The sequence below is a fragment of the Sulfitobacter sp. L-8 genome (assembly GCF_056859255.1).
This window is the reverse complement of sequence record NZ_JBSXOD010000053.1, coordinates 504,806-520,886: the sequence shown is the minus strand read 5'-3', so window position 1 is coordinate 520,886 and position 16,081 is coordinate 504,806. Positions and strand designations below refer to the sequence as shown.

General features: G+C 57.9%; 18 protein-coding genes. 14 read left to right on the top strand and 4 right to left on the bottom strand.

From position 1 onward, the window contains the following. Positions 1 to 77 precede the first annotated feature (77 nt). Positions 78 to 203 (bottom strand): hypothetical protein, encoded by a 126-nt coding sequence (locus AC13DE_RS15820; RefSeq protein WP_446296230.1) that lies wholly within the window; start codon positions 201 to 203, stop codon positions 78 to 80. Between the two features lie 307 nt (positions 204 to 510). Between AC13DE_RS15820 and AC13DE_RS15815 the strand changes: the two genes are divergently transcribed. The 14 genes from AC13DE_RS15815 to lpdA all read left to right on the top strand — a co-directional run bounded on the left by AC13DE_RS15815 (position 511) and on the right by lpdA (position 13,571). Then, positions 511 to 1,368 carry an HpcH/HpaI aldolase/citrate lyase family protein gene (locus AC13DE_RS15815; RefSeq protein WP_446296229.1) on the top strand — a complete coding sequence of 286 codons (858 nt, stop codon included), beginning with the start codon at positions 511 to 513 and terminating at the stop codon, positions 1,366 to 1,368. A 5-nt stretch (positions 1,369 to 1,373) separates the two neighbouring features. Beyond that, entirely contained in the window at positions 1,374 to 1,931 is a 558-nt protein-coding gene (locus AC13DE_RS15810; protein ID WP_446314458.1) for an NnrU family protein, read from the top strand. Between the two features lie 18 nt (positions 1,932 to 1,949). Further along, complete coding sequence (locus AC13DE_RS15805; protein ID WP_446314459.1) at positions 1,950 to 2,153, top strand: DUF1737 domain-containing protein; 204 nt, start codon at positions 1,950 to 1,952, stop codon at positions 2,151 to 2,153. Next, positions 2,153 to 3,190 carry a MaoC family dehydratase gene (locus AC13DE_RS15800; RefSeq protein WP_483048443.1) on the top strand — a complete coding sequence of 346 codons (1,038 nt, stop codon included), beginning with the start codon at positions 2,153 to 2,155 and terminating at the stop codon, positions 3,188 to 3,190. Before AC13DE_RS15805 ends, AC13DE_RS15800 begins: the two co-directional genes overlap by 1 nt. A 272-nt stretch (positions 3,191 to 3,462) precedes the next feature. Next, on the top strand, positions 3,463 to 4,656 hold the full coding sequence (gene sucC, locus AC13DE_RS15795) for an ADP-forming succinate--CoA ligase subunit beta (protein ID WP_446297903.1): 1,194 nt from the start codon (positions 3,463 to 3,465) through the stop codon (positions 4,654 to 4,656). A gap of 17 nt (positions 4,657 to 4,673) precedes the next feature. Then, positions 4,674 to 4,967, top strand: a complete 294-nt coding sequence (locus AC13DE_RS15790) for a hypothetical protein (protein ID WP_446297902.1) — start codon at positions 4,674 to 4,676, stop codon at positions 4,965 to 4,967. Continuing rightward, positions 4,967 to 5,464, top strand: a complete 498-nt coding sequence (locus AC13DE_RS15785) for a hypothetical protein (protein WP_483048375.1) — start codon at positions 4,967 to 4,969, stop codon at positions 5,462 to 5,464. The genes AC13DE_RS15790 and AC13DE_RS15785 overlap by 1 nt, the downstream gene beginning before the upstream one ends. Positions 5,465 to 5,468: 4 nt before the next feature. Then, positions 5,469 to 5,651, top strand: a complete 183-nt coding sequence (locus AC13DE_RS15780; protein WP_483048374.1) for a hypothetical protein — start codon at positions 5,469 to 5,471, stop codon at positions 5,649 to 5,651. A 49-nt stretch (positions 5,652 to 5,700) separates the two neighbouring features. Continuing rightward, complete coding sequence (gene sucD / locus AC13DE_RS15775; RefSeq protein WP_446314464.1) at positions 5,701 to 6,588, top strand: succinate--CoA ligase subunit alpha; 888 nt, start codon at positions 5,701 to 5,703, stop codon at positions 6,586 to 6,588. A gap of 77 nt (positions 6,589 to 6,665) precedes the next feature. Then, positions 6,666 to 9,629: a 2-oxoglutarate dehydrogenase E1 component gene (locus AC13DE_RS15770; RefSeq protein ID WP_483048373.1), complete on the top strand. Its 2,964-nt coding sequence runs from the start codon at positions 6,666 to 6,668 to the stop codon at positions 9,627 to 9,629. A 3-nt stretch (positions 9,630 to 9,632) separates the two neighbouring features. Beyond that, on the top strand, positions 9,633 to 11,219 hold the full coding sequence (odhB, locus tag AC13DE_RS15765; protein ID WP_483048372.1) for a 2-oxoglutarate dehydrogenase complex dihydrolipoyllysine-residue succinyltransferase: 1,587 nt from the start codon (positions 9,633 to 9,635) through the stop codon (positions 11,217 to 11,219). Positions 11,220 to 11,258: 39 nt separating this feature from the next. After that, complete coding sequence (locus AC13DE_RS15760) at positions 11,259 to 11,642, top strand: MAPEG family protein (RefSeq protein ID WP_446314467.1); 384 nt, start codon at positions 11,259 to 11,261, stop codon at positions 11,640 to 11,642. A 15-nt stretch (positions 11,643 to 11,657) separates the two neighbouring features. After that, positions 11,658 to 12,053, top strand: coding sequence for an MAPEG family protein (locus AC13DE_RS15755; protein ID WP_483048371.1), 396 nt, complete (start codon positions 11,658 to 11,660; stop codon positions 12,051 to 12,053). 129 nt (positions 12,054 to 12,182) lie between these two features. Then, on the top strand, positions 12,183 to 13,571 hold the full coding sequence (gene lpdA / locus AC13DE_RS15750) for a dihydrolipoyl dehydrogenase (RefSeq protein ID WP_483048370.1): 1,389 nt from the start codon (positions 12,183 to 12,185) through the stop codon (positions 13,569 to 13,571). Positions 13,572 to 13,734: 163 nt separating this feature from the next. On the opposite strand, the gene AC13DE_RS15745 is transcribed toward lpdA, so the two are convergent. Genes AC13DE_RS15745 through AC13DE_RS15735 form a run of 3 tightly spaced genes read right to left on the bottom strand, consistent with a single transcriptional unit; the run spans position 13,735 to position 16,039 of the window. Continuing rightward, on the bottom strand, positions 13,735 to 14,460 hold the full coding sequence (locus AC13DE_RS15745; protein ID WP_446297894.1) for a lysophospholipid acyltransferase family protein: 726 nt from the start codon (positions 14,458 to 14,460) through the stop codon (positions 13,735 to 13,737). After that, positions 14,460 to 15,359 (bottom strand): cell division protein FtsX, encoded by a 900-nt coding sequence (locus AC13DE_RS15740; protein ID WP_483048442.1) that lies wholly within the window; start codon positions 15,357 to 15,359, stop codon positions 14,460 to 14,462. The genes AC13DE_RS15745 and AC13DE_RS15740 overlap by 1 nt, the downstream gene beginning before the upstream one ends. Positions 15,360 to 15,361: 2 nt before the next feature. Next, entirely contained in the window at positions 15,362 to 16,039 is a 678-nt protein-coding gene (locus AC13DE_RS15735; protein ID WP_446314470.1) for a cell division ATP-binding protein FtsE, read from the bottom strand. Positions 16,040 to 16,081 lie beyond the last annotated feature (42 nt).

Here is a 16,081-nt window from a genome sequence, read left to right as displayed (position 1 = left end):
ACACTCCGTCCTGACCTCATCAGGCTTCCGAGGGAACGGGGCATAAAGCGGCAAAATAGGTTAACGCTGCTGTGTTATTAGAAAAGCCACACTGCCAAATCGGCGGCCCAGCGTGCTGGCGCGATATTATCCTTCGCCGCGACGAACGCGGTAGCGACCGCTGTCAGACCGATAAGTTGAAGCAGCTTCTGGGACTTCTGCATTGCGACGCCTTTCGATATTGTGTTCGTGACAGTCAGATAATTTTCGTGACCCTTTGATTGTCGTCGTGAGCTTGGGACGTTGATCGCGAACCGCGTAACCGGAACGCGGATCAGCCCCGTATCTTCTGGTCCGGCCCTTCCGAGGTCGCCGGAGCACCAACGTGCCTCAGAACACCAAAGTTTTTATTAACGAGGAAATTTCAGCGGATGAAAGAAGCTTCATGCTGCGGCGCGGCACGTTTGCCCTTGAGGTTTTTGTCTAAAAATGCAGACCTACACGCAACATTATTTCCTGGAGAGTCGTTCGATGTCGAAAATCACCCGTCCGCTGCGTTCCGTTCTTTACATACCCGGTTCCAAGGAACGCGCGCTGGATAAGGCGCGTGGTCTTCCCACGGATGCGATCATTTTCGATCTGGAGGATGCAGTGATCCCGGACGAAAAAACCAGTGCGCGAGACACGCTGGCACGTGCTCTGCAACAAGGTGGTTATGGCAGTCGCTTTAAGGTGGTTCGTATCAACGGACTTGATACCGAATGGGGGCGTGAGGATGCGCAGGCGGCTGCTCAGATGGATTGTGACGCCATACTGCTCCCCAAGGTCGAAAGCCCCGCCGATCTTGATACCCTCAGCGAAATCGTGGGTGACATCCCGCTCTGGGCAATGATGGAAACACCCGGTGCGATGCTTAATGCCGCCGCTATCGGGTCGCACCCTATGTTGCAGTGTATGGTCATGGGCACCAATGACCTTAACAAAGACCTGCAAACCCGGGTTCGCCCTGACCGGCTGCCGTTGATGACCGGCCTGGGGTTATGCGTGTTGGCGGCCAAGGCGAATGGCATCGCGATCATTGACGGTGTGTATAACGCCTTCAAGGATGATGAGGGCCACCGCGCCGAATGCGACCAGGGCCGTGATATGGGATTTGACGGAAAATCCCTGATTCACCCGGCGCAACTGGATGTCGCCAATGCCGCTTTCTCCCCCTCCGAGGCCGAAGCAGATTTGGCGCGGCGTCAAATCGCGGCGTTTGACGAAATGCAGGCAACAGGTCAGGGTGTGGCAGTCGTCGATGGACGTATCGTCGAGAATTTGCACGTTGCTACCGCCCGCGAGACATTGGCAAAACTGGACGCGATTGCGGCCCTTAAAACGGAGTAGCCCACATGATGGCACTTTTGATCCTCGGACTCATCCTTTGGGTCGGGGCCCATTATTTCAGACGACTGATGCCGCAGCAGCGTGCCGCCCTTGGAAAAAAGGGCAAGGGTCTTATCGCGGTTGTTATCGTTATCGCGCTGGTGATGATCATCATTGGCTATCGCGGTGCTGCGTTCATAGACGTCTGGATGCCGCCGACGTACCTTGTTCACCTCAACAACTTGCTGATGGTCCTCGCATTCTGGGTCTACGGGTCAAGTGCCGCCAAAGGTGCGAAGGCATGGCCTGCCAATAAAACCCGACACCCGCAATTGCTTGCCGTCAAGATATGGGCCTTCGCGCACTTGCTGGTAAACGGCGATCTGGCTTCGATCATTCTGTTCGGCAGCATGTTGGCCTGGGCCGTAGGTGCGGTGATCCTTATCAACCGAGCCGAGCCGCATTGGACGCCTCCGCCTCATGCAGGCAAAGCCACCTACATCCGTCTCGCGATTATAACAGTTGTGATGCTGGCGATCGTCATCGCCATTCATACGCTGCTTGGCGTGCCGCCCTTTCCCTGACCTATTAAGAGAAGTTCCATGAAACTCTACCGCTTCCTGTCCGAAGAGGACACATCCGCCTTTTGTCACAAGGTTACCGATGCACTGAACAAGGGCTGGGAACTTTACGGCACGCCCACGCAGACATGGGATGCGAAGGCGAACGTCATGCGCTGCGGTCAGGCCGTGACCAAGGAAGTCGAAGGCACCTATACGCCTGACACCAAACTGGGGGCACAATGATGGCACAGGCCAAGACCAACAAGGGCCGTTTCTTCGAGGACTATAAAGTAGGCGAGACGCTGCATCATGCTGTGCCCCGCACGGTCAAGGATGGTGAACGCGCGCTCTATCACGCGCTTTATCCTGCACGTCATGCGCTTTATTCCTCTGATCAATTCGCGCAAAGCTGCGGCCTGCCTGCCAGCCCGATGGACGATATGATCACCTTTCACATCGTGTTCGGGAAAACCGTGCCGGATGTATCGCTGAACGCCGTCGCCAATCTTGGCTATGCGCAGGGGCGCTGGCTGGCTCCGGTCTGGCCCGGCGATACCCTGCGATCTGAATCAGAGGTGATCGGGCTCAAGCAGAACTCGAACGGTAAAACCGGGGTCGTCTATGTGCGCACCACCGGCTTTAACCAGAACGACACCAAAGTGCTGGAGTATGTCCGCTGGGTGATGGTGCGCAAACGCGATGCCGACGCCCCTGCTCCCGAAACGGTCGTGCCCGATCTGCCCAAGGCGCTGACAGTTGACGATCTGTCGATCCCCGAAACGCTCGACTTCAGCAATTATGACTTTACCCTCGCGGGCGAGGCGCATCGCTGGGGCGATTATACCGTGGGCGAGATGATCGACCACGTGGATGGCGTCACCGTCGAAGAGGCGGAGCATATGATGGCCACGCGCCTGTGGCAGAACACGGCAAAGGTGCACTTTGACACCTCTGCCCGGCCGGACGGGTCGCGGCTGATCTATGGCGGGCACGTGATCTCGATGGCGCGGGCTCTGTCGTTCAACGGGCTGGCCAATGCGCAGATGATCGTGGGGCTAAACGGCGGGGCGCACGCAAACCCCTGCCTGTCCGGCGACACGATCCGTGCTTGGACAGAGGTCCTGGACAAAGCTGACACTGCCGCCCCCGGCGTCGGGGCCATCCGGCTGCGGCTGGTCGCCACCAAAGGCGGGGAGCCGTTCAAGCTGAAGGGCGAAGACGGCAAATACCTGCCCGATGTTCTGCTTGACCTCGACTATTGGGCACTGATGCCCAAATAACGGCGGGTGGCGGATTATTTGGCAGCCACCAGGCCGCATTTCCAGCGCAGTTGTGTCACTTCAAGAGAATTTGCGAGATGCAAGCAATGACAGGCGAAAGTTTGCTTGCCTCCCCACGTGCTTCGGCATTTTGTGATCACACGACAAATTCGTGTGATCACAAATGTCGCTTTTAGCTGGATAAACCTGTTTATCTTCGAAAAACTGTTACCGAGTATCAAGACTCAATCGTATAACACGATTAGACTGGAACAAAGACGGGACCGTTTTTTATGAACATCCACGAATATCAGGCGAAAGCCCTTTTGCGCAGCTTTGGTGCGCCAGTATCCGACGGTCGCGTCGTGCTGAAAGCCGAAGATGCGAAAACAGCCGCAGGAGAGATGGACGGGCCGCTTTGGGTTGTCAAAGCTCAGATCCATGCAGGGGGTCGCGGCAAAGGGTCGTTCAAGGAAGCGGACGCCGGAGACAAGGGCGGCGTACGCCTGACCAAGTCGGTTGAAGAAGCCGCCGAAGAAGCCAAGAAGATGCTGGGCCGCACATTGGTCACGCACCAGACCGGCCCCGCGGGCAAGCAAGTCAACCGCATCTACATCGAAGACGGCTCCGGTATCGAAACCGAACTTTACCTTGCATTGCTGGTTGACCGTCAGACATCGCGGATCGGTTTTGTCTGCTCGACCGAAGGCGGCATGGACATCGAGGAAGTCGCGGCGTCGACCCCTGAAAAGATCGTCAGCTTTTCTGTAGACCCCGCAACGGGCTACCAGGCATTTCACGGTCGTCGCATCGCTTTCACGCTGGGCCTTGAGGGCAAGCAGGTGAAACAATGCGTTACCTTGATGGGTCAGCTTTACAAAGCGTTCATCGAAAAAGACATGGAGATGCTGGAAATCAACCCGCTGATCGTTACAGATGGTGGCGACCTCAAGGTATTGGATGCCAAGGTCAGCTTTGATGGTAACGCCATGTATCGTCATAACGATATCGCGGAACTGCGCGACACCACAGAAGAAGACCCCAAAGAGCTCGAAGCGTCAAAATACGACCTGAACTACATCGCACTGGACGGTGAAATCGGTTGCATGGTCAATGGTGCCGGGCTCGCCATGGCGACGATGGACATCATCAAGCTTTATGGTGCGGAACCGGCCAACTTCCTTGATGTGGGGGGCGGTGCGACCAAGGAAAAGGTGACCGAAGCGTTCAAGATCATCACCTCTGATCCGCAGGTCAAGGGCATCTTGGTCAACATCTTTGGGGGCATCATGCGCTGTGACGTCATCGCCGAAGGTGTTGTCGCCGCCGTGAAGGAAGTCGGCCTCAAGGTTCCGCTGGTTGTCCGTCTTGAAGGCACCAATGTTGAAGAGGGTAAAGCCATCATCAACAACTCAGGCCTTGACGTGATTGCTGCCGACGACCTGAAAGACGGTGCGCAAAAGATCGTCAAAGCGGTCAAGGGCTAAGGGCACAGGACAAGCTGATGGAACATTCTCCTCGCACATCCCCTTTGGTGGCAGGCATCGCGCTTCTCGGCGCGGGCCTGCTGCTGTACCAGGTCAAGCCAACAGTTCTGTCCCTGCCTGCGCCTAACGGCAAATCCCGGCGAGATCGTGGCATCCGGCGCGTCGCACGCAAATCGCGTGACGGCGTGGCATCGCTGATGCCCAGCAATCTGACCGGATCTATCGGAAGGTCCCTGATAATCATGGGCCTCGGGCTTGTTACGATCCGCCTGCTTGATCGGTTCGTCAACGAAGAAGATGCCTTGTACTGATGCGGCTGATCGCACCTTTTCTCGTCAGCCTGGGGCTGTTGGTACCTGTGGTCGCGCACGGGCAGGATGCGGCGTTGGCCGCATTCAACGCCTGGTGCTTCAAGGCCGGGCAGACAGCCGATGGTATCCGCGCTCGGATGGAGCGGGACACGGCATCACCCTTGCCGTTTGACCTGACTTTCTGGGACGTATCCATAGAGCCCACCAGCCACGATATTCCCGTCGGGGTGGAACGACGCTGCGAGGTTTCCTTCAGCGGCAATCACACCGAACAGGCGGTTCAGGCGTTACGTCGACAGATGGCTACGCCGCCCGTATTCGGCACCGTGATCCCGTTGCCCGCAACCCATAGCGCTGAACCTGGCACCGTGCTTATCGAAGGACGCGAACTGCTGCGCGGGCGCGTGGCGGTTGTTCATGTCGGCCGGCGCAATGATCAAACATTTTTGGCCGTGGATCGTCTTTTTGATGGTCTGGGACTGCCGAGGGAGGGCTAACGAGATGACTAACATATCCAAACCAGCAACCGTTGCCAAATGGAGCATGGCAACCGCCGCTGCGCTTCTGCTTGCGGCATGCAACAACCCGCACAATGACGGCGTGCGGCACGGCGCTCAGGCCGTTCATCCTTCGGGTTCCGCCCTTTCCCTACGTTTGGCGCAGGCATCGGCGACACCTAAATAACTAATTACGCGCACTCCGGTGCGTCAAAATTGCAAGACAGGAGGCCCACATGGCCGTACTCGTAGACGAAAATACCAAAGTGATCTGTCAGGGCCTTACCGGTTCTCAGGGCACTTTTCACACCGAACAGGCCATCGCCTATGGTACCAAAATGGTCGGCGGCGTGACACCGGGCAAGGGTGGCCAGACGCATCTGGACCTTCCCGTTTTCAATTCCGTCCACGAGGCGCGCCACGTCACCGAAGCCAATGCAACCGTGATTTACGTGCCGCCGCCCTTTGCGGCGGATTCGATCCTCGAAGCCATTGACGCCGAGATGGAGCTGATCATCTGCATCACCGAAGGTATTCCGGTCCTCGACATGATGCGCGTCAAGCGGGCGCTTGACGGATCCAAGTCCCGCTTGATCGGGCCAAACTGCCCCGGCGTGATTACGCCTGATGCCTGCAAAATCGGCATCATGCCCGGCCATATTCACCGGCGCGGTTCCTGCGGGGTTGTTTCACGTTCCGGCACACTTACCTACGAGGCTGTGAAACAGACATCCGATCTGGGCCTTGGCCAATCTACCGCTGTCGGTATCGGTGGCGATCCCATCAAAGGGACCGAACACATTGACGTGCTCGAGATGTTCCTGGCTGACCCCGAAACACATTCAATCATCATGATCGGCGAAATCGGCGGTTCCGCCGAAGAAGAAGCCGCACAGTTCCTTGCCGATGAGAAGAAGAAAGGCCGTTGGAAGCCCACAGCCGGATTCATCGCGGGCCGCACTGCTCCTCCCGGGCGTCGCATGGGCCACGCCGGCGCGATCGTGGCCGGTGGTAAAGGGGACGCCGAATCAAAGATCGAAGCCATGAAACAAGCAGGTATCGTCGTCGCTGACAGCCCCGCAACCTTGGGCGAAGCCGTTCAGGATGCCATCGACAGAGGCTAAACCATCAGGGCCGGGCGGGTCTGGACCCTGCCCGGTCAACCATCACTAACCGTCGCGCGCTCATCAGAGGTATCGCCATGACAAACCAACCGCAAAACGACCAATTCCACGATACTTCCTTTTTGGAGGGGCAAAACAGTGCATACCTGGAAGCGATGTATGCACGCTATGCCGAAGATCCTGATGCGGTCGACAGTGCATGGAAGGCGTTCTTTCAGTCGATGGATGACGACAATGCCGACGTGAAAGCACAGGCTGCCGGCCCATCGTGGGCACGTTCCGACTGGCCGCCGATGCCACAGGACGACTTAACGTCGGCATTGACAGGTCAGTGGCCCGCCCCTGCTGAGGCCAAAGCGGCCGGCGACAAGATCGTCAATAAAGCCACCTCTAAAGGTATCGAGCTTTCGGACACCCAGGTTCAGCGCGCCGTGCTTGACAGCATACGCGCATTGATGCTGATCCGAGCCTATCGTATTCGCGGCCACCTTGCCGCCGACCTCGACCCGCTTGGCATGCGCGAAAGCGACACCCACCCGGAACTCGACCCAGCCTCTTATGGGTTCGGGCCTGCGGATATGGATCGCCCCATTTTTATCGACAACGTGTTGGGGCTTGAAATCGCAACGATGAAGGAAATCATCGGGATCGTCAAAAGCACCTACTGTGGAACCTTCGCGCTGCAATACATGCACATCTCGGATCCAGAACAATCTGCCTGGCTCAAGGAGCGGATCGAAGGCTATGGCAAGGAAATTCAGTTCACCCAAACCGGGCGCAAAGCTATTCTGAACAAACTGGTCGAGGCCGAGGGTTTCGAAAAGTTCCTGCACGTCAAATATATGGGTACCAAACGTTTTGGTCTGGACGGCGGTGAATCCCTGATTCCGGCGATGGAGCAGATCATCAAGCGCGGTGGCCAGCTTGGTATCAAGGACATCGTGATCGGCATGCCCCACCGCGGACGCCTCTCGGTTCTCGCCAACGTGATGCAAAAACCTTACCGTGCGATTTTCAACGAATTCCAAGGCGGCAGCTTCAAGCCCGAAGATGTCGATGGCTCCGGCGACGTAAAATACCATCTTGGCGCATCCTCGGATCGCGAATTCGACGGTAATACCGTGCACCTGTCGCTGACAGCGAACCCATCGCACCTTGAGGCAGTCAACCCCGTTGTTCTGGGCAAGGTTCGCGCCAAGCAAGACCAGCTGAACGACAAGCAACGCACCGCCGTGATGCCCGTGCTGCTGCACGGCGATGCAGCCTTTGCCGGGCAAGGTGTCGTTGCCGAATGTTTCGCGCTTTCGGGCCTGCGCGGCCACCGCACCGGCGGCACCATGCATATCGTGGTGAACAATCAGATCGGCTTTACCACCGCGCCGCACTTCAGCCGGTCCAGCCCCTACCCCACCGACAATGCGCTGGTGGTCGAGGCACCGATTTTCCACGTCAACGGTGATGACCCCGAAGCAGTGGTTCACGCCGCCCGCGTCGCTACCGAATTCCGCCAGAAGTTCCACAAAGACGTGGTGCTGGATCTTATTTGCTATCGTCGGTTTGGCCATAACGAAGGTGATGAGCCGATGTTCACCAACCCGGTTATGTACAAGAAGATCAAGAAGCAGAAAACAACCTTGACGCTGTACACCGACCGTCTTGTCAAAGACGGGCTGATCCCCGAAGGCGAAGTCGAAGACATGAAAGCCGCCTTTCAGGAAAAACTGAATACCGAGTTCGAGGCCGGGAAGGAATACCGCCCCAACAAGGCCGATTGGCTGGATGGCAAATGGTCACATCTGGATCGCGCCAAGGAAAAGAAATACCAGCGTGGCAAAACCGCCATATCCCCGGAGACCATGGCCGACGTTGGCAAGGCGCTCAGTACCGCGCCAAACGGGTTCCCCATTCACAAGACGGTGGGCCGTTTGCTTGAGGCCAAGGCCGAAATGTTTGCATCAGGCGAAGGCTTCGATTGGGCGACAGCCGAGGCATTGGCCTTTGGGTCATTGCTGACCGAAGGATATAAGGTCCGCCTGTCAGGGCAGGATTCAGCACGCGGAACATTCTCGCAGCGGCATTCAGCTTTGATCAACCAGGAAAACGAGGACCGTTACTACCCGCTGAACCACATTCGCGAAGGGCAGGCGGAATTCGAGGTGATCGATTCAATGCTGTCCGAATATGCGGTACTGGGTTTCGAGTACGGTTACTCGCTGGCGGAACCCAACGCGCTTACCTTGTGGGAAGCCCAGTTCGGTGATTTCGCCAACGGCGCGCAGATCATGTTCGACCAGTTCATCAGCTCGGGTGAATCCAAATGGCTGCGCATGTCCGGTTTGGTCTGCCTCATGCCGCACGGGTACGAAGGCCAGGGGCCTGAACATTCCTCTGCGCGTCTGGAACGCTTCCTGACCATGTGCGGCGGTGACAACTGGATCGTGGCGAACTGCACCACGCCCGCGAACTACTTCCACCTGCTGCGCCGCCAGCTGCACCGTAGCTATCGCAAGCCGCTGATGCTGATGACACCAAAGTCACTGCTGCGCCACAAGCTGGCCGTCAGCACCGCCGAGGAATTCACCACCGGGTCATCCTTTCACCGTGTGCTGTGGGACGATGCACAGCATGGAAATTCTGACACCACATTGGTGGCGGACGACAAGATCAAGCGGGTCGTCATGTGTTCGGGCAAGGTATATTTTGACCTGCTTGAAGAACGTGACGCCCGTGGCATCGACGACATCTATTTGCTGCGTTTTGAACAGTTTTATCCCTTCCCCGCGCAATCAGCGGTCAAGGAGCTTGAACGGTTCAAGAACGCCGAAATGGTCTGGTGTCAGGAAGAACCCAAGAACCAGGGGGCCTGGACCTTCATCGAGCCGAACATCGAATGGGTATTGGGCCGGATCAAGGCTACCTACACTCGTCCCGTTTATGCTGGGCGGGCCACCTCGGCATCGCCGGCAACGGGTCTCGGCTCGCAACACAAAGCCCAACAAGCAGCGCTTATCGACGAAGCACTGACATTCAAAGGAAAGTAACCCATGACCGATGTTCGTGTGCCCACCCTGGGCGAATCAGTGACCGAAGCCACCGTGGCAACATGGTTCAAGCAACCCGGCGACACGGTAGCGATCGATGAAATGCTCTGCGAGCTGGAGACAGACAAGGTTACCGTCGAAGTCCCCAGCCCTGTGGCCGGCACCCTGTCTGAAATCGTGGCCGCCGAAGGCGAGACTGTCGGCGTGGACGCATTGTTGGCCAGCATTTCTGAACAAGATGCCGGCACAAAGGATGCGCCGAAGGCCAAGGATGCCGCTGTCGACGAAGAGGCCGCAAGTCAGTCCCCGCGGAATGAGCACCCGTCCAAGGCCATCGATGCTGGCCCCGAAGACACCAAAGCCCGGGACGCGAGTGAACTCAGCGATGTCATGGTGCCGACCTTGGGCGAATCCGTCACCGAGGCGACGATCAGCACCTGGTTCAAGAAAGTCGGCGATATGGTCGCCCAGGACGAAATGCTGTGCGAACTTGAAACCGACAAGGTCAGCGTCGAGGTCCCCGCTCCTGCGGCGGGCGTATTAAGCGAAATCATTGCCGAAGAAGGCAGCACGGTCGAAGCCTCGGCCAAAATTGCGGTTATCAGCGCGGGCCAAGGGGCCGCGGCCGCTTCGACCGCACAGGAAAACGCACCTGCGCCGGCAGCTGCACCGCAATCGACCACCGGTGCCGACATCGAAGATGCACCCTCGGCCCGCAAGGCGATGGCCGAAGCCAACATCCGCCGCGATCAGGTTACCGGAACCGGACGCGACGGCCGCGTGATGAAAGACGATGTCGCCAAGGCTGTGGCGGCAGGCAAATCCGATGTGTCTGCACCTGCGCCAAGCGCCAAGGCGGCATCGCGCGCGCCTTCGTCGCCGCAGGACGCTGCACGCGGGGAACGCGTCAAGATGACCCGCCTGCGCCAGACAATCGCCAAGCGCTTGAAAGACAGCCAGAATACGGCGGCAATGCTGACGACCTATAACGAGGTCGACATGACCGAAATCATGGCGCTGCGCGACGAATACAAGGATCTGTTCCTCAAAAAGCATGGCGTCAAGCTTGGCTTTATGTCATTTTTCACCAAGGCCTGCATCCATGCCCTGCACGAAGTCCCCGAGGTAAATGCGGAAATCGACGGCACCGACGTTGTATACAAAAACTATGTCAATATGGGTATTGCCGCTGGCACTCCTACCGGCCTTGTCGTGCCGGTCATCAAGGATGCCCAGGATATGTCCTTTGCCACGATCGAAAAGAAGATCGGCGAAATGGGGGCGAAGGCTCGCGACGGCAAACTGTCGATGGCAGAGATGCAAGGGGGTACGTTCACCATCTCCAACGGCGGCGTATATGGCTCGCTCATGTCGTCACCCATCCTGAACCCGCCCCAGTCCGGCATACTCGGCATGCACAAGATTCAGGATCGCCCCATGGCGATCAACGGAAAGGTCGAAATTCGACCCATGATGTATCTGGCCCTCAGCTACGATCACCGTATTGTAGATGGAAAAGGTGCAGTGACCTTCTTGGTGCGTGTCAAAGAAGCCCTCGAAGACCCGCGACGCCTGCTCATGGATCTCTGATACAAACATAAACACCGCACCGCCTCGAAAGGACAGACGATGACAGAGACAACAATCCTCGCCAGCTATGGCCTGCTGATTATGATCACCATCTTGCTTCAGGTTCTTGGCGGTGCGCAACAGCTCAGCATAGGCTACCTGCTCTCATCACGCGACGAAACCCGTACCCTCAAAGGCATGACGGCACGTCTCAAACGGGCGCTCGATAACTCGATCGTGGCGATGACGCTGTTTGCTCCGGCTATCTTGATCTTGGTGACGCTCGACCGCACCAGTCCCTCAACGCTGCTTGCCGCGCAGGTGTTTCTGGTCGCGCGTATCGTGTATGTTCCGATGTATGCCTTTGGCGTCCCAACCTTGCGTACCTTGGCATGGCTGTCGGGGTTTGCGGCGACGGCAGTTCTCTACTTCCTCGCACTGTGATCCGTCAGCATCGCCATGACACCCGAACTCACCGTACTGACCCTTGCCGCCCTCCTGCAAGTCGTCACCTTCATCGCCTATGCTGTTCCGGCCAATCGTGAGCTTGGCCGCGGCTATACCATGTCTGCCCGAGACCGCGATCCGACAAGAACCATGACAGACCCTACGGCCCGCCTGGGCCGCGCCATGGACAATATGTTCGAGGCACTCATCCTCTTCGGCATTGCGGTGTTGGTGGTGCAGGTATCGGGGCAGAACACGCGCTACACGGCCACCCTGTCCTGGCTGTTTCTGTTCGCGCGCATCCTCTACGTGCCGGCATATTATTACGCATGGCGGCCAGGCCGTTCTTTGATCTGGGTTGTGGGCTTGACGGCCACGGTCCTGTTGCTTCTCGCGGCCCTCTTTTGACATTCCAAATGGATCAAAATCCCGGGGGCGTGCGCTTGCGCACGGGGGCAGCGCCCCCTCGACCAGACTTTCATCCACGCCCCTTCGCCCTATAATCCAAGCCTACCCTGACCTTCCAAGGAGACCCAAATGTCCAGCTACGATGTCATCATCATCGGTTCCGGCCCCGGCGGCTATGTATCAGCGATCCGCTGCGCTCAACTGGGCCTGAAGACCGCCTGCGTCGAAGGACGCGACACTCTGGGCGGCACCTGCCTGAACGTTGGCTGCATCCCGTCCAAAGCCTTGCTGCATGCCACCCACATGTTGCACGAAGCTGAACATAATTTTGCACAGATGGGCCTCAAGGGCAAAAGCCCGTCAGTCGACTGGAAACAAATGCTAAGCTACAAGCAAAGCACCATCGACACCAACACCAAAGGCATCGAATTCCTGTTCAAGAAGAACAAGATCGACTGGCTGAAAGGCTGGGCGACCATTCCCGAGGTCGGCAAGGTCAAGGTCGGGGACGAAGTTCACGAAGCCAAAAACATCGTCATCGCCACGGGGTCAGAGCCAGCGAGCCTGCCGGGCATCGAGGTCGACGAGCAGGTGATCGTGACATCTACCGGTGCCCTTTCGGTCAACAAGGTACCCAACAAAATGGTCGTGATCGGTGCGGGTGTGATTGGTCTTGAACTCGGGTCGGTCTACGCCCGGCTCGGTGCCGAAGTAACCGTGGTTGAATATCTTGATGCGATCACCCCCGGCATGGACGGCGAAATTCAAAAGAATTTCATGAGAATTCTCAAAAAGCAGGGAATCAACTTCGTCTTGGGGGCCGCGGTACAATCCGCCGAAAAATCGAAAGCCAAGGCCACTGTATCATATAAACTGCGCAAGGACGACAGCGAGCATCAGCTGGACGCGGATCTGGTTCTGGTTGCCACCGGCCGCAAGCCGTTTCATGACGGGCTGGGTCTCGACAAGCTCGGCGTCAAACTGACCGACCGTGGTCAGGTCGCCGTGAACGATCAGTGGCAAACCTCGGTCGAGGGCATCTATGCTATCGGGGACGTCATCGAAGGCCCGATGCTGGCCCACAAGGCCGAAGATGAAGGTATGGCCACCGCCGAGGTGATCGCGGGCAAGCATGGTCACGTGAACTATGGCGTCATCCCCGGCGTGATTTATACCCATCCCGAAGTATCCAACGTCGGTGTCACCGAAGAACAGCTCAAGAAGGAAGGTCGGGCTTACAAAGTCGGCAAGTTCAGCTTCATGGGCAATGCCCGCGCCAAGGCGGTATTTGCCGGCGAAGGTTTCGTGAAACTCCTTGCCGACAAGGAAACAGATCGGATTTTAGGGGCACATATTATCGGCCCGGGCGCGGGTGATCTCATCCACGAAATCTGCGTGGCGATGGAATTCGGTGCATCTGCCGAAGATCTCGCCATGACGTGCCACGCACATCCGACCTATTCCGAAGCGGTCCGCGAGGCTGCATTGGCCTGCGGCGACGGCCCTATTCATATGTAGCGATAATCAGGGTGGGCATTTGTGCCCACCTCCGCGATGGTGAGCAGCAATGCAGAGCAACGTCTGACCAGGATGCGCTTTGCCCATCGACGCCCATCGACGATTTATGTCATCGTAACCATCGGCGGGTGCGGGTCATCGCGCCGTGACACGTGTGCGATCCTTATTGCGCTGCGCGAAACCCGGCTTCGTCAAGCAATGCATCGGATCGTGTTTCCACGACATTCTCGAGCTTTTTCATAAATTCGGCGCGCCCCAGACCCGGCGGGATCGGCTCCAAAAACGCCACCACCGCGACTCCCGGTCTGCGGTAAAAACCGCGGCGCGGCCAGAAATAACCCGCATTGGTGGCGACAGGGACACAGACCTGTCCCATCTGTTCATAAAGCGCGGCTGTACCGGTCTTGTACGGCATTGACAAACCGGGCGCGACCCGCGTGCCTTGCGAATAGATGACCAATTGTCCGGGCTCTGCTTCGCCGGCTTTTACGTCGGCAAGCATCTTTGATATTGCCGCTCCGCGCTTGCCACGGTTGACTGCGACCATTTCCATGCGCTTGGCGTACAGGCCGATAACGGGCGTCCAGAGTATCTCTTTTTTCATGATGAATTTTGCCACCGGCAAAGCATTGAATATCATCAATATATCAAGGAACGACTGGTGCTTCGCAGCAACCAGCACCGCGCCCTCGGGCACAACGCCACGCACTTCGCAGCGCATGCCGACGATCTTTTCGGCCATCCACATCGTGCCGCGGGCATAAGCCTTGCACCCTGCATATGCGCCACGCTTGGAAAACATTGCCCATGGGGCGTAAATCAATCCCACCACGGGCATGTATACCGTCGCCAGCACCACAAACGTGATCGAGCGTATCCACTGCAACATCAAGCTAGTCCTTTTAACGTCCGTCGGGCTGCGGCTCCGGTGGCGGCGAAAGCAACCCCCCCGGACAGAAACGGCACAATCAGCGGCACCAGCCAATGCCAGCCCTGAAATCTCAGGCCGGTCAGGAAGGCTCCTGTATCGGTGGACGTCGGCAAGAGCAATATCGCCAGCATCCCGACCGCTGTACCGCCTGCCGCACCTGCCAGGGCGCGCAGGGTAAAGCGCCGGATAAATGCCTGTGCGATATAGCCGTCGGTGGCACCGACAAGGCGCAGCACCGCGATGACCTGTGCATTGGCAGACAGCGCCGCATGCGCGGCCAGCGTTACCATGGCGGCCAACGAAGCAACGATCAGAACCGTGGATACCCACCCCAGCAGCCTTAGGCGCGATGCGGCCTTAACCAGCGGTTCTCGCCAACGGCTGTGGTTATCCAGCACTGCGCCGGGTACTTCGGCGGCCAGCCGCAACCGCAACCCGTCCACATCCATACCATCGCTGTCTTCGACAATTTCAATGAGCCGAGGAACCGGCAAGGCGTCAATGGCCAGATCGGCACCGAACCATGGTGCCAGCAATGCTTGTTGTTCGGCATCGGTTAGCGCTCTCGCCGATGCCACGCCCTTGGTCGTTTCCAAAATACGCAAAGCGGCGGACGTCTGCGCCGCGCGCTGATCAACCGGAGCCACGACCCGGATTGTCGCGGTGCGGGCCAGTTGTTGGCCCCAAATATCGGCCAGTCGTCCCGAAGCCAGTGAAAGCGCCAAAGCAAACACCGCGAGAAATGCCATTGTTGCGGCTGCAAATAATGTCAGCTGTGCTGTGAAGCCTGACGGCGGCACCACGCGATCAGCCTGACGGTCCCCGCTCCAGAGCGCCTGCATCGCTGTGCGAAGCATTTTCAAAGATCTGCTCCTGCCAATTGGATGCGCCGGTTCGCGATTCGCAGCACACGTGCCTGCACCTGCGCTTTGGTCGCCCGAATGAGCCCCAAGTCATGGGTGGCGATCAATACGGTTTTTCCCATCTTGTTCAGCTCTACCAACAGCCGCAACAGCCGTTGCGACATTTCCCAATCCACGTTTCCGGTCGGTTCGTCGGCCAGCACCACATCGGGTGACATGATGACCGCGCGCGCCAAGGCTGCACGCTGCCTTTCGCCGCCTGAAAGTTCGGGGGGCAGGGCATCCTTGCGATTGGTCAAGCCCACCCATGACAGCAGTTCCGACAGGTCTTCACCGCCGGTTTCGGCGTGTCTGCCCGAAACAGTCAGCGGTAGCCCGATGTTGTCCACGAGCGGAAGATGGTTGAGAAACTGGCAATCCTGGTGCACCACGCCCACGCGCCTGCGCACCATCGCGATTTCGTCACGGTCCATGTTGCGGACGTCGTTTCCAAACAGGGACACATGACCCGCAGTCGGCAGCAGCGCCCCATAACACAGTTTCATCAACGTGGTTTTGCCCGACCCCGACGGACCGGTCAGGAAATGGAACGACCCTGGTGCCAGCTTGACCGAAACATCGGACAAAAGCTCGCCTCCGCCATAGCTGTAGGCCACGTTTTCAAACTCGATCACACGCATATCCTGCTTGGTTTGAACTGTTGTGCCTCAGCACCG